Source organism: Candidatus Devosia phytovorans (genome assembly GCA_029202405.1).
Lineage (GTDB): Bacteria > Pseudomonadota > Alphaproteobacteria > Rhizobiales > Devosiaceae > Devosia > Devosia phytovorans.
The window spans coordinates 3,763,504-3,776,400 of sequence record CP119312.1; the positions used below are offsets into that span (position 1 = coordinate 3,763,504).

13 protein-coding genes and 1 pseudogene are annotated in these 12,897 nt (G+C 60.6%); 4 read left to right on the top strand and 10 right to left on the bottom strand.

Translation table 11 applies throughout. The features are described 5' to 3' along the window. Nucleotides 1-67: 67 nt before the first annotated feature. The 3 genes from xylA to P0Y65_18365 form a co-directional block, all read right to left on the bottom strand. Entirely contained in the window at nucleotides 68-1,375 is a 1,308-nt protein-coding gene (gene xylA, locus P0Y65_18355) for a xylose isomerase (GenBank protein ID WEK04121.1), read from the bottom strand. Further along, entirely contained in the window at nucleotides 1,372-2,832 is a 1,461-nt protein-coding gene (gene xylB, locus P0Y65_18360) for a xylulokinase (GenBank protein WEK04122.1), read from the bottom strand. Before xylB ends, xylA begins: the two co-directional genes overlap by 4 nt. Nucleotides 2,833-2,920: 88 nt before the next feature. Then, nucleotides 2,921-3,964 (bottom strand): LacI family DNA-binding transcriptional regulator, encoded by a 1,044-nt coding sequence (locus P0Y65_18365; GenBank protein WEK04123.1) that lies wholly within the window; start codon nucleotides 3,962-3,964, stop codon nucleotides 2,921-2,923. Between the two features lie 126 nt (nucleotides 3,965-4,090). On the opposite strand from P0Y65_18365, the gene P0Y65_18370 reads away from it, so the two are divergent. Then, nucleotides 4,091-5,101 carry a galactose mutarotase gene (locus P0Y65_18370; protein WEK04124.1) on the top strand — a complete coding sequence of 337 codons (1,011 nt, stop codon included), beginning with the start codon at nucleotides 4,091-4,093 and terminating at the stop codon, nucleotides 5,099-5,101. A 143-nt stretch (nucleotides 5,102-5,244) separates the two neighbouring features. Then, nucleotides 5,245-5,958, top strand: coding sequence for a YafY family protein (locus P0Y65_18375; GenBank protein ID WEK04125.1), 714 nt, complete (start codon nucleotides 5,245-5,247; stop codon nucleotides 5,956-5,958). A gap of 13 nt (nucleotides 5,959-5,971) precedes the next feature. On the opposite strand, the gene P0Y65_18380 is transcribed toward P0Y65_18375, so the two are convergent. The 6 genes and pseudogenes from P0Y65_18380 to P0Y65_18405 all read right to left on the bottom strand — a co-directional run bounded on the left by P0Y65_18380 (nucleotide 5,972) and on the right by P0Y65_18405 (nucleotide 10,481). Next, nucleotides 5,972-6,601, bottom strand: a complete 630-nt coding sequence (locus P0Y65_18380; GenBank protein WEK04126.1) for a DUF1294 domain-containing protein — start codon at nucleotides 6,599-6,601, stop codon at nucleotides 5,972-5,974. A 225-nt stretch (nucleotides 6,602-6,826) separates the two neighbouring features. Continuing rightward, complete coding sequence (locus tag P0Y65_18385) at nucleotides 6,827-7,285, bottom strand: NUDIX hydrolase (protein ID WEK04127.1); 459 nt, start codon at nucleotides 7,283-7,285, stop codon at nucleotides 6,827-6,829. Continuing rightward, nucleotides 7,285-8,211 (bottom strand): annotated as a pseudogene (locus P0Y65_18390) (ATP-binding protein). Before P0Y65_18390 ends, P0Y65_18385 begins: the two are co-directional and overlap by 1 nt. 292 nt (nucleotides 8,212-8,503) lie before the next feature. Beyond that, the gene (locus tag P0Y65_18395; GenBank protein ID WEK04128.1) at nucleotides 8,504-9,022 is read right to left on the bottom strand and encodes a hypothetical protein; all 519 of its coding nucleotides are present in this window, start codon (nucleotides 9,020-9,022) and stop codon (nucleotides 8,504-8,506) included. Between the two features lie 454 nt (nucleotides 9,023-9,476). Further along, a complete protein-coding gene (locus tag P0Y65_18400) occupies nucleotides 9,477-9,797 on the bottom strand; it encodes a hypothetical protein (protein WEK04129.1) in 321 nt (106 codons plus the stop codon). A 54-nt stretch (nucleotides 9,798-9,851) separates the two neighbouring features. Then, entirely contained in the window at nucleotides 9,852-10,481 is a 630-nt protein-coding gene (locus P0Y65_18405) for a recombinase family protein (GenBank protein WEK04130.1), read from the bottom strand. A 193-nt stretch (nucleotides 10,482-10,674) separates the two neighbouring features. Between P0Y65_18405 and P0Y65_18410 the strand changes: the two genes are divergently transcribed. Further along, on the top strand, nucleotides 10,675-11,172 hold the full coding sequence (locus P0Y65_18410) for a hypothetical protein (GenBank protein WEK04131.1): 498 nt from the start codon (nucleotides 10,675-10,677) through the stop codon (nucleotides 11,170-11,172). Between the two features lie 726 nt (nucleotides 11,173-11,898). After that, on the top strand, nucleotides 11,899-12,435 hold the full coding sequence (locus tag P0Y65_18415) for a hypothetical protein (protein ID WEK04132.1): 537 nt from the start codon (nucleotides 11,899-11,901) through the stop codon (nucleotides 12,433-12,435). Nucleotides 12,436-12,459: 24 nt separating this feature from the next. On the opposite strand, the gene P0Y65_18420 is transcribed toward P0Y65_18415, so the two are convergent. Then, entirely contained in the window at nucleotides 12,460-12,780 is a 321-nt protein-coding gene (locus P0Y65_18420) for a hypothetical protein (protein ID WEK04133.1), read from the bottom strand. Nucleotides 12,781-12,897 lie beyond the last annotated feature (117 nt).

Sequence of the window (12,897 nt, forward strand, 5' to 3'; positions counted from 1 at the left end):
CCCTCGCCACGACATGAAGAAAGACCCGCCCATCTTCCTCAAGACAGGCGGGCCATGATCGATCGGGTCAGACGAAGCGGTTGACCAGGTTTTCGAGATATTCCTGGCGGCCGGATTTTGGCTGCGGGTTGATATTGTCGGCGGCAACTTTGTCGGCGATGTCGGCGAGGCTGAGCTTCTTGTCGAGGATGTCCTTGCCGAGGCCCGTGTTCCAGCCGGCGTAGCGGGTGTCGAGATTCTTGTCGAACTCGCCATCGGCAATGAGCGCGGCAGCGCCCTTGAGGCCGCGGGCCAACACGTCGAGGCCGCCGACGTGACCATAGAGCAGGTCTGCCGGATCGAGCGACTGGCGGCGCACTTTGGCGTCGAAGTTGAAGCCGCCCTTGCCGAGGCCGCCTTGCTTCAAAATGTAATAGAAGGCCAGGGCCATTTCGCCGGGATTGTTGGGGAAGTGGTCGGTATCCCAGCCGGACTGCAGGTCATTGCGATTGGCGTCGACCGAGCCGAGCATGCCGAGCGAGGACGCAACCGCCAGTTCGTGTTCGAAGCTATGGCCGGCGAGGAAGGCATGGCCCACCTCGATATTGCATTTCACATGCTTTTCGAGGCCGTAGCGCTGCAGGAAGCCAAACACCGTGGCGACGTCATAGTCATACTGGTGCTTGCTGGGTTCCTGCGGCTTGGGCTCGATCAGGATCTGGCCCTTGAAGCCGATCTTTTCGGCATGCTCGATGACGAGGTGCAGGAAGCGGGCCATCTGGTCCTGCTCCTGGCCGAAATTGGTGTTGAGCAGGGTTTCATAGCCTTCGCGGCCACCCCAGAGCACATAATTCTCGCCGCCCAGTTCGTGGGTCAGCTCGAGCACATTCTTCACCTGGCCGGCGGCATAGGCGAAGACTTCCGGATCGGGATTGGTGGCGGCGCCAGACATGTAGCGGCGGTTGGAGAAAAGATTGGCCGTGCCCCAGAGGAGCTTGGTGCGCTGGCTCTGCATCTTTTTGGCAAAGATGTCGCCGATCTCGCGGACGTTGCGGTTGCTCTCGGCAAGCGTTGCGCCTTCAGGGGCGATGTCGGCGTCGTGAAAGCAGAAGAAGGGGACGTCGAGCAGATCGAAGAATTCGAAGGCGACGTCGGCCTTGAGTTTTGCGCCCTCCATGCCCTTGTCATACCAGGGGCGATCGAAAGTGCGACCGCCGAAGGGGTCGCCGCCTTCTGCCGCAAAAGTGTGCCAATAGGCCACGGCGGGACGGATATGATCCTCCATGCGCTTGCCGGCAACCAGTTCGTCCTTGTTGTAATGGCGATAGGCCAGAGGGTTCTTGCTGCCCTCTCCTTCAAACTTGACCTGGGAAATTCCCTTAAAGAAATCCGTCACTTACGTGCCTCCTCGATGGCGGGGTAGAGTGCGCGATAGCGCGCATATTGGTCGGAATAGGCGCTCGACAGGCTTCTGTCGGGCGCGATGACAGTCTTGATGGGCGGCATGGTCATCACCGACTGGGGTGACGCGCCCTCAGCCGCGCAAAGGGCGAGACGGGCGGCGCCGAGCGCACCGCCAAAGTCGCCGTCAGCAGGAACTGCGATTTCCATGTCGAGATTGGTGGCGATCATGCGCAGCCACAGGTTGGATTTTGACCCGCCGCCGACCGCAAGCATGCTCGACATCTTCGTGCCGGCTGCTTGCAAAACGCTTTGGCAATCGCGGAATGCGAAGGTCACGCCCTCCATGACGGCCTGGGCGAGTTTGGCCGTGTCGGTCGATTGGCTCAAGCCCGTGAAGGAACCACGCGCACCGGCATTGTTATGCGGCGTGCGTTCGCCCGAGAGATAGGGAAGGAAAATCTCCTCGCCCGGACCATTGAATTGACGTTCCGCAGCGCCGGCAAGCTCGGCCTGTTTCTGGCCGGTGATGCGCGAGAGCCAGTTGAGCGAGTCAGTTGCCGAGAGGATGACGCCCATCTGGTGCCAGGTGTCGGGGATGGCGTGGCAGAAGGCGTGGACGGCACCCTCGGTATTGGGGCGGAACTTGTCGTTGGAGACAAAGATCACGCCCGATGTGCCGAGCGAGACAAAGCCTTCGCCGGGGCGGATGGCGCCGATACCACAGGCGGCGGCGGCATTGTCGCCTGCGCCACCGGCAACGACCACCGTGCCCATACCCCAGCGCTGGGCGAGTTCGGTTTTGAGTTCTCCCGAGACAGCCGAGCCTTCCACCAGGCGCGGCATGTGGCTGCGGTTGAGGCCGGTCAGGGCCAGCAGCTCATCGGACCAATCGCGCCTGGCCACATCGAGCCAGAGCGTGCCGGCGGCATCGGACATGTCTTCCACGTAGTCGCCGGTCAGCAGCAGGCGCACATAGGCTTTGGGCAGGAGGACTTTTTCGATCTTCTCGAAAACCTTGGGTTCATGCTTGCGCACCCAGGCGATTTTCGGCGCGGTAAAGCCGGGCGCAGCGATGTTGCCGGCGATGTCGCGCAAATTCGGCAAAGCCTCTTCCATCTCGCGGCATTCATTGGCCGAGCGTCCGTCATTCCACAAAATGGCGGGGCGCAGCACCTCGTCATTCTTGCCCAGCAGGGTCGCGCCATGCATGTGGCCGGAAAGGCCGATGCCGCGCACCTTTGCCAATTGGGTCGGATGGGCGGCCTTGAGTTTGTCGATCGCCTCAAGCGTTGCCGTCCACCAGTCTGCCGGATTCTGTTCGGACCAGCCGGGATGCGGGCGGACCGGTTCGACCGCGGCGGCCGAAGCTTCGCCGAGGGCGCGACCATGCGCGTCGATCAGCAGCGCCTTGACGCCGGAGGTGCCGATATCAATGCCGAGATAAGTCATGAGGCACGTACCTCATTTTTGGATAGCAACACCATGTCTTCGTCCTCCCGCCCGTTCGGGCTCCGCCATTTGGTGATTGGCGGTTGTTCTAGCGCAGATTGTCGCGCAGGAAAATCCCGATTTCAATGGGATTGCTGGCGCTAATATCACGCCCGCCCAAAGCCAGATTGCGCGCGGCTGCAATGGCTTCGCGGATTTCGCCATCCGGATTCTGATCAAGCACCACATCGACGGCACCCGAGCGCAGGCCCATGCGTGTCGATTCGGTCAACTCATGGGCGATGGTGCGGATCTGTCCGGCGCGGCCCGACGCCTCGAGCGCGGCGACGAGACCGGCATTGCCGGCGCCCAGGTTATAGAGCCCGGCGAGATCGGAGTGCTGCGCCAGGACGGTCGCGAGGATGGCCTCGGTTTCGCTACGCTCGTCGTGGCCTTCAACCGGACCGATGATTTCGATCCCGGCAAATTCAGCGGAGAGGGCGACGCGAAAGCCCTCGAGCCGCTCGGCATGGTCGCGCAGGTGCAGTGAGCCGGCGATGACGGCGACCTTACCGCCCTGAGGCAGGAAGCGCCCCATGAGCGAGGCCGCCGTGCGGCCGGCCGCGACATTGTCGATGCCGATGAAATGGCGGCGCTGCGTGCCCGGCAGATCCGAGACCAGCGTCATCACGGCAATGCCGCGTCGGCTGGCATTGTCCACTGCAAGGCGCACCGAGGCGTGGTCGCTGGCGACAATGATGGCGCAGTCGCATTGGCGCGGATCGAGCGCGTCGAGGCTTTGCGCCAGAGCGTCGGCGTCAAGCGCACGGATGCGGCGCGTGACGATATGGACGCGGTCGCCCAGGGCCGGGCCGGTTCGCCGGGTTACGGCGTCGGCAAGGCCGGCCATGAATTCATTGGAGCCGTCAGGAATGATGAAGGTGAAATTCAAATCGCGGGCGCGGGCGAGCAGCGAGGCGCCGAGATCGCGCTGAAAGCCGATTTCGGCAATGGCGGCCTCGACTTTTTCGACGGTTTGGGCGCGCACGCCGGGACGGGCGTTGAGCACGCGGTCGACCGTGGCGAGGGAGACGCCGGCAGTCCTTGCCACGTCATGTACCGTGGCGCGACGCTTCAAACCGATATCGTCCACCTTTTGTCCTTTGGCCAGGCTCTGTCGTGGCCCAAGCTTCGGCAGAGCGACACAAAAGGTCAAGTGCGACGTTGCAGAGCCTCGTGCAAGCGCGCTAAAGCTTGCCGCGTTCATGAGGAGGGCAGTATGGCCATAGCGGTTTCGACGTTCGGCGAGCATCAGGGCAAGAGGGTGGACCAGTTTCGCCTGGTGAGCGTGACCGGCGTTACGGTGGACCTGATCGGCTATGGCGTGGCGGTGCGCGACTGGCGCGTGCCGGTGGCCGGCGGCGAGCGCTCGGTGGTGCTCGGCTTCGACACCATGGACGCCTATGCCCAGCACAGCCCGCATTTCGGTTCGCTGGCCGGGCGCGTCGCCAATCGCATCTCGGGCCCGTCGTTCGAAATCGACGGCAAGACCTATAGGCTTCCCGCCAATGCGGGCAACCTGCAGCTGCATGGCGGCGACGAGGGTCTTGGCCGGCAGGTTTGGGACGGGCAGGTGGACGAGGCCAACAATGCCGTGCGTTTCACCCATTTCTCGCCCGATGGGGCCATGGGCTATCCGGGCAATGTCAATTTTGCTGCCACCTATACGCTCAAGGGCAATCGCCTGCGCCTTGAGTTGACGGCCACGACCGATCAGGCGACGCCGATCAGCCTGGTGCAGCATCAGTATTTCAACCTTGGCACGACGGACGATGTGCTGGATCACGAGATCCAGGTCAATTCCAGCGCCTATACCCAGCTCGGTGACAATCTGGCACCGACCGGGGCCATCCTGCCGTCGCGCGGCACAATCTATGACCTGCGCCAGCCTCGTAGCATGCGCGATGCGGATGGCGCGCCGGTGGACTATGACATCGGCATGGTGCTCGACAGCGGTCGCAGCGCAGCCGATCCGATCGCCACGGTAACTTCGCCGGGCAAGGAGTTGACGCTGAAACTGTGGAGCGACCGGCCGGGCGTCCAGGTCTATAATGGCGTCTGGACTGAAATTCCCGTTCCGGGCCTTAACGGCAAGAGCTACCAGAAGCATGCCGGCTTCTGCCTCGAGGACCAGGCTTTTGCGGATGCGGTCAACAATCCGCATTTCCCCAATGTGATCTATTCGCCAGACCGCCCCTATAGCCACTGGTGCGAATTCGAGATTGCCTGACCTGCTGACTCAGTCTGTCAGTACCTGACGGCACAGTCCCTCCCGTGAACAAGGGAGGGGCGAATGCCTTCCATGACCCTGTCTTACCTGCTTGGCTATCGGCCTGGAATCTGGCACGGCTATCGGAGCAGGGAGAACGAAACATGGACAAGACCGAGCGTCTGTTTGCCGTCATGGATGCCCTGCGCCGCCATCGCCGGCCGGTCACCGCCGCGGCGCTTGCCCAAGAGCAGGGCGTTTCCGTGCGCACGCTCTACCGCGACGTGCAGACGCTCATCGGGCTTGGCGCGCCGATCGATGGCGAAGCGGGGGTCGGCTATATGCTGAAACCCGGATTCTTCCTGCCACCGCTGATGTTCACGCCCGAGGAACTGGAGGCGCTGGTGCTGGGCGCGCGCTGGGTGGGGGCGCAGCCTGATGATGGCCTGGGTCTGGCCGCAAAAAATGCCCTGGCCAAGATTGCCACGGCCTCGCCGGAAGATTTGCGCGACAAGATCAATGACACCGGGCTGTGGCCGGTCGCCGTGTGGCGGCAGGAAAAGCAGCCCATGCCGATCCTGGGCGATGTGCGCCAGGCCATGCGGACGGAAAAGGCAATTTCCATCGCCTATGAGGACGAAAGCGGCAATCCGAGCGAGCGGGTGATCTGGCCGGTGCAGTTGGCCTATTACGACGGCAAGCAGGTGATCGCTGCCTGGTGCTGCCTCAGGACCGCTTTCCGCAATTTCCGCACGGACCGGATCGTGTCGCTGGCGATCACGGAAGAGCGCTATGGCAAGCGCCGCGCCGTGCTCGAACGGGAATGGCGCGAGAGCTGGCAACACGACCCACATTGGCGCACTGCGCCGCGGAGCTGATGTTCCACGTGAATCAGAGCGGTGTGGGCAACACCCCCTCCAGCAGGCCGAAGGCGAGGGCCGCCAGACCCAGCGTGTGCACCAAAGCAATGGCCCAGGTGCCGGCGACGAAGCCGGGCTTGACCGTCTTGTGGCGATAGACTTCCTGCGCCGCCAAGCCACCGATAATGCCAAAGCAGAGATCGACGAGGTGGAGATTATTCTCGCTGACGCGATATCTGCCTGTCAGCGCATAGAGCTTGTCGAAGCGATAGAGCAGGGCCGACCCGGCGCCCATGGCGGCATAGAGCAGGCCGATCCAGACGGGCGCGCGTTCCATGCCGATAGCCCAGAGTATGAGCAGTGTCATCAACGTGGCGGCAGCGGTGCGCAGGCCGAGGCGGAAGCGGGAGATATGGGCGGGCGGAGCATCGCGTAGCGTCTGCTGCGGGGGCGGGGCGGTCTCGGTGATGGTCACCGCCTGGGCAGCCGGCTTGCCCTTGCGGCCCTTGCCGATTTCGAAGGAGAGGATATCGCCGATCTTGGGGCGGCCACCGTCAGCAATGGTGGAGATATGGACATAATAGTCACGTCCGGCCTCGTCGCGGACGAAGCCATATCCCCCCTGATTGTTCCACTGGACCAGTTCGCCTGATTTGCGCATTTTGACCTTGCTGCCCTGTGGCAGTGTCCAATATGTGGCCAAATGTTAACGCAATCTGACCGACGTATACTGGCCTGTCCGGTTCGCCGTAACGGACAAAAGCCGGGCATGGTTGCCAAGTCTCGGGCAGTGCTGGGCAAATTCCTTCTGTAGAATTAGATATTACGATCCGCGACCGGATTCACGTGAAACATATCCACAAGCTTATGCACAGAAGCCCGCCGATCAGAACAGCAGCTTGCGCAGCGGCAGCTTCACCGCGCCCGGAAAGCCAGCGGCAAGATCACGCGTGAATCGCGTGCGCAGCGGCTCAGGAAAAATGTGGCCTTCGGGCAGGGCATCGAGCGGGAACCAGCCCGCCTCGACGATGGATTCATTGCTGGCCGGGTTCGCGCCCACATTGACCTCGCCGGACATATAGTCGGCCAGGAACCAGAATTTGAGGATGCGCAGCTTGTCGCTCCAGCCTTCGTCGATATAGGCGAGGCGGGTGGCAATGACATTGATGCCGGCCTCCTCGAATGTCTCTCGCTCGGCGGCGCGGGCCAGTTCCTCGTCGCCATCCACACCACCACCCGGCGCAATCCAGAAGTCATGATGGCCCGCGCGAAAATGGCGCACGAGCAGGATCTTGTCGTCGCGCAGGACCAGCGCGCCGCTGGAAATCCGGTGTTGTTGCTGCATCAGGCCGTCCCGAAATTGAGCCGATAGGAGAGTGCTTCGGCGATGTGAGGTCGGGCGACCTTATCCATCCCGCCGAGATCGGCAAGCGTGCGGGCCACCTTGAGCACGCGATGATAGGCGCGGGCAGACAGATTGAAGCGCTCGGCGGCCTGGAGGAGCAATGTCTGGCTCTCCCGGTCGGGATTGACTGCCGCCTCGATCAGCGTGGCGCCGGCAGCGGCATTGGTGAAGACATCCGGAGCGCCCATGCGGGCATAGCGCTGCCGCTGACGTTCGCGTGCCTCGGCGACGCGGGCCGCAACCGTGACAGAGCCTTCGGCGCCAGCGGCGGGCGCCATCATGTCTGCGGCGCTGACAGCGGGCACATCGATGCGGATGTCGATACGATCGAGGAATGGCCCTGAAACACGCGCCTGATAGTCAGCGGCGCAGGCGGGGCCGCGGCGGCAGACATGACCCGGTGAACCGGCCAGACCGCATTTGCAGGGGTTCATGGCGGCAATGAGCTGGACACGACTGGGATAGGAGACGCGGGCATTGGCACGGGCAATCACCGTCTCGCCGGATTCAAGCGGCTGGCGCAGGCTGTCGAGCACGCTGGGAGCGAATTCGGGCAGTTCGTCGATGAACAGCACGCCATTATGCGCCAGCGCTACTTCGCCCGGCTTCACTTTGAGGCCACCGCCGACCAAGGCAGCCATGGAGGCGGAATGATGGGGACTGCGAAACGGTCGGCGGTCAGACAGGGCGCCGTTGACCAACTCGCCGGCGATCGACTGGATCATGGAAATGTCGAGCAGTTCTCGCGGGTTGAGCGGCGGCAGGATAGATGGGAGGCGCGCTGCCAGCATGGATTTGCCGGCGCCGGGCGGACCGATCATCAGCATGTTGTCAACAATGGACCCTACAAGCTTTCTAGCCCTTTCATCAGCTCTGCTAGAGCAGAGTCGATGTTTAGAGCCCGTCGCCTTGCCAAGTCGTAGAGTTGTTTCATTGACTGAAATGAAGAGCCACTGACAGACGAGTACACTTTGTGTTCTAGGGTCGCGCCCCCCTCATCCAGTAAACTGATTGCGTAATTGTTGCTCGAATACGTGACAGAAACCAGGACCTTACCTATCGATGCGACAAACGAATTCGTCCCAAGGCTCTCCCATTCCAACTTGCCCTGGCTGGTAGTTTCAATCAACTTAGGGACCGCTTCGATTAGGTTCATCTCTACCTCGGATTGTCGTAGTTGTAGCGCAAGCGAGCTGCGGAAGGTTTCAACTCAGCCACGATAGACCTCGCGGCTAACGCCAGCGGCGTGAAGTCTTCCAAAACTGCACCCTCTGGAAGCTCCGCTAGGGTCTCTGCCAAACGCTTTAGGTTTACCGTACCTCGCTTGACATGCTTACGCTCTAGAGGAGTGTCTACAAGAAGCTCGGAGGCTTGAATCAGGCTTGTGCCAGCTAGTTCGATGTAAATGGAAGCCCCGTCACGTCCTCCTTGAGACAGCGAATTCCTAGCGTTTTCTAGGTGGGTTATGGCCGCATTGAGTTCAATTAACTGCTCTCGACCTTGGACAAGTCCACCCAGCTTGGAAGTAGCCTCTAGGGCCGCCTCTGCGGCATTCTTGGTTTTTTTCAGTTGTGCAAAAGCAATCCAAAATCCGATCAACGTAGCGAAGGTGCCAAACCACTGCAAACCGCCGATCACTTGCGGGTCGGTGAGGAGGAATTTTGCGATACCTCCCATGCCACCTAACCCATCACCATTTAGAGCCGTCTCTAAGTAGACTCAGCCGACATTCAGAAACAACAAATACGTCCGCCCCTAAGCCTGCCCACCTTCGTCTTTTCAAGCAGGAGCTGCGCATCTTTCTCCCGGATGTCCGCAAGTTCTGCCATGCTGAAACGTAGTGGGAGGGTGCGATCAGGGAACGCGAATTAGCTTCATCCTCCGGGCGTGGACTTCAACCTGCCTAGCGGTAAGGGATAGAAGGGCATCGTTTTCCCCTTTTCCCCACTCCTCGACGGGTTTTGCCAGTAACTCCTGAACTTCGACCTCTAGCGCTTCATACTGGCGTCCAAGGTCTTCAAATAGCCCAACGTCCTCAGCGCTTAAAATGCCCGCTTGCAATGCCGCCTCCTGCTTTTGAGCAACGTAGGAGAGGCACACCGCAACAGCAAGCTCTCATCCGACTGGCCAGTTACGGCTCCTCAGGTGCATCAGGCTCGCTGAAGAGACTAAGCGGCAAGTACACGGTGTCACCCGGAGCACGTCCTAGTTTTTCTGCGACTTCATCGGAGATGTCGTCAGGGACCTCGAAATAGAAACTCAGGGTCGCATCATCGTTCGATGTCTCCTCCTGTAGCTCGACCTGCAGGTCTTCCCACTCCTCATGAGTGAGCCCCAAATACTTTGCCACCCTCTCGTCACTCGCCCGTTCTAGGGCCTCAATCATCAACTCGTCTGAGCTTCCCATCGCCTTAGCCTTCCCAATGATGATGCGACGAAAAACAATAGACACCCTCCTTCACGGACAAGCAGAGAACAACCTGGTCCTCTTGAGGTTATCCACAAGCTAGGCAGCAGAAGCCCCCTCGCCAAGTCTCTTAGCTAGCCTAGAGAGCGTCGACCGAGAGCAGCCGGTGGCCTGGATGATGGTGTTCCAGCTCTGCCCTGAGCGAAGCATGGAGAGTATGGCAGTGTTGCGCTTGATGTCCTCGGGACGCCCCGCATAGGCACCGCTAGACTTGGCCTTCTCAATGCCCTGAGCCTGCCTCCTGCGGCGGTCCTCATAGTCTTTACGGGCGATAGCAGCCAACATGTCCAGCAGCATGCCGTTGATGGCATCAGCCATACGGGCGGTGAAGTCATCTCCATGGGCCACAGCAAGCTGCCAAGAGGTCGGAAGATCGAGCGCCACCACCTTCACCTGCCGCTGCCTGATCTCGGCCCGGAGACGTTCCCAGTCGGCAGCATTGAGGCGGCTCAAGCGGTCCACCTGCTCCACAAGCAGTACGTCCCCTGGGCGGCTGTCAGCCAGCAGCCGGAACAGCTCTGGGCGCTGCAGCGATGCCCCGCTCTCGTTCTCCAGATAGGTGGCCGCAATCGTAAGGCCCCGCTCAGCAGCGAAGGCTTCAAGGTCGGCACGGGCGCGGCTTGCGTTCTGCTCTTTAGTGGATGCTCTGAGGTACGCGCGGACAAACATGGTGAGACCGTAAGTTCGATTTGGGTAGTCTGATAATTATCGGTTCGCTTTGGGTTGTCAATTGGCATTATCGAACCACTCAAAACCCCGGTTCGCCTGATGCATACCCATCTCGCACCGGCCTTTGCGTTTAACTCCCGCTTGCTCAACTCGCCAACTCCAGCAACAACTGGCGCGAAGCAAGGGGGCAAAAATGGTCAAGAAGGTCAGCTGGGCGAGAGGTTTCTTGCGCCTGTGGATGGTGCTTGCGGTCCTGTGGTGTGGGATTGTGGGTCTCTTTTCTTACCCGCAAGTCATGATGCCCCGCGCCCCAAACATTGCTTACGTCTACGAACAAGGCAAAGAGGCTCCGCACGTCATCCTCACCTCGTCGTCAGACTATGCCACTGCTGATGATGGCGACTACAAGCGATACGAGATTGAGGTGAAAGATGAGTACTACACTAAGACGTACTTCTTTTTCCCGAGAGGCCTAGCCGACGATGCGTATGAGGTCGGTAAAATCGAAGAGGTGATGGGGGGACGGTTTGAGGATGATCGGGCCGCAGCCGCTCAACCGGTCCGCTTAGGGAACCTTGTCTCGCTGCTCTCGACAACGGTCCTGCCCCCTTTGGTTGTGCTATTTTTGGGCATCTGTCTAGCATGGGTTCTTGGCGGTTTTCGCTCAAGGCCAAGCATCAGCACCGATTAGTCCGCCCACACTTCCCAATGCGCTCCTGCAAACGGCTCAGGGACCGCTCTAGCGGCTGCTTCCGTCTTGCCATGACCATCGGCTCCCAGTCGCACTTCCACCGCTCTGCGAGGCTTCAACACGCGCCCCAACGTCTCTGCCAACCGGGCAGCCATTGCTCGGCCATCCTTGGTCAAATGAATGGCATGCGCTCTAGGGTTCGCTGGGTCGATGGTCTTCACCACCAGGCCAAGTCCCGGCTCATCAGCTTTACCCTCTTTGGTGAGCGTCCGTATGTTCCGAGAGATAGCCGACTGGCTGAGACCTGTGAGCTTGCACAGCCGAGCAGCGCTGACGCCTCGGTGCTGTGCTATGAGCAGGAAGACCAGGGGCAGCTGTATCGCCATCTCTGGGCGCAGTTCACGGAACAGGTCAAAGGCTGCCCCAAGCGCTGCTAGGGACGAGCTGGTGGATAGCTGGGCAAGCGCTGACGCTGACTGCAAGCCGTGTCTCCGAGTTGTTTCACAAAGGATTGCAGGACGTTAGGGGATGGTCAAGGCGGGGGTTTAGGCATCGCGCTGGGAAGCGCCCTGGCCGTGCATGCACTCCTTTCAAAAGCACCCCGAGGGGGGGAAGTTGCGGACTTGGTTTTTCATCTTACCGCCTCGCATTTTCGCCGCTAAACATTCCGGTATGGAGAACCGAAGACACAAGTGGTGGCAGGGAGTGCCGTGGGGCTGGGTGTCAGTGACCGCCTACGCGACCGTCCTGATCTGCGCGGCCTTCTCGCAGGCCATGGAGCCAGGTGGAGCCGCTTTGATTGTCAAAGACTATCAAACCCTCATCGCAGGACTTGCGACCATGGCGGCGCTGCTCATCGCGGCCGAGCAGCTCAAGAGACAGGCCAACCGCGATAAGGTGGACGCTGTTCGTCACCACGAGACTGAGCTTGTGGCTATCCGTAATCTAGACCGAGCAGCGGTCCGGATTGGTAACAGCATAGGCTATCGTTCCACAATCACGATGGACAGGGCTTGGTGGGCACGGCTGGCCCAAGAGGTGACAGGGTCGTTAGGGCCAGCCATGGCTGATGTCGCCAGAGCGGTTGAAGAACACAACGCCGTAATCGATCCTCCCGGAAGGCCTTTTATCTCGCTTTGGCAGCCTGATGATCGACAACTCAGAAACGCAGAGCTGGCCGTGCGCCGGGCTTGCATATCGCTCCAGGGACAGTTGCAAACCCGCAAGAGCGCTATCGCTCGGCTGGTTGAGGCTGCGGCTTAGCGCGGATTGAGCGGCTCAACATCACTAAGGCTGCCGCAGGGACTTCACCTGCCGCCCCGCTCGGAGCGTCAGCTCACCCGCTTCATAAAGCTCCCGCATCTTTGCCTTTCCCTCGTCAGTCGGGAAGATGTCAGACTTGCCAGTGCGGTCCCATACTCGCTCCTCAAACAGGTGCTTGGCGTTGGCCTTGCGCACCTTCCAAGGTCTGCGGACACCTGTGCGGCGGAGCAGTAGAAGGCGCTCGAGGTCGGACTTGACCTTGCTCAGGTTCACGCCGGGGAGTGTGACAGCGAAGCGGTGGAGGGGCACTGGTAGTTTAGTGCGTGGTTTCTTGGTTTTTGACATGGCGAAACTGGTTTCCTAAGGGGAGTGGTAGTAAAAGGTTAGTCAGTTCAGGGGGTTACGGGCGGCAGTTTCCCCCCGAAAGTGCCAAATTGGCACTCGTAAGGGTTGGCACTCTCC

What these genes read in the sequence shown, in the direction of transcription:
- xylB (WEK04122.1), bottom strand. Translation starts at nt 2,832, where the DNA reads ATGACTTATCTCGGCATTGATATCGGCACCTCCGGCGTCAAGGCGCTG.
- P0Y65_18370 (WEK04124.1), top strand. Translation starts at nt 4,091, where the DNA reads ATGGCCATAGCGGTTTCGACGTTCGGCGAGCATCAGGGCAAGAGGGTG.
- P0Y65_18375 (WEK04125.1), top strand. Translation starts at nt 5,245, where the DNA reads ATGGACAAGACCGAGCGTCTGTTTGCCGTCATGGATGCCCTGCGCCGC.
- P0Y65_18380 (WEK04126.1), bottom strand. Translation starts at nt 6,601, where the DNA reads ATGCGCAAATCAGGCGAACTGGTCCAGTGGAACAATCAGGGGGGATAT.
- P0Y65_18385 (WEK04127.1), bottom strand. Translation starts at nt 7,285, where the DNA reads ATGCAGCAACAACACCGGATTTCCAGCGGCGCGCTGGTCCTGCGCGAC.
- P0Y65_18395 (WEK04128.1), bottom strand. Translation starts at nt 9,022, where the DNA reads ATGGGAGGTATCGCAAAATTCCTCCTCACCGACCCGCAAGTGATCGGC.
- P0Y65_18405 (WEK04130.1), bottom strand. Translation starts at nt 10,481, where the DNA reads ATGTTTGTCCGCGCGTACCTCAGAGCATCCACTAAAGAGCAGAACGCA.
- P0Y65_18410 (WEK04131.1), top strand. Translation starts at nt 10,675, where the DNA reads ATGGTCAAGAAGGTCAGCTGGGCGAGAGGTTTCTTGCGCCTGTGGATG.
- P0Y65_18420 (WEK04133.1), bottom strand. Translation starts at nt 12,780, where the DNA reads ATGTCAAAAACCAAGAAACCACGCACTAAACTACCAGTGCCCCTCCAC.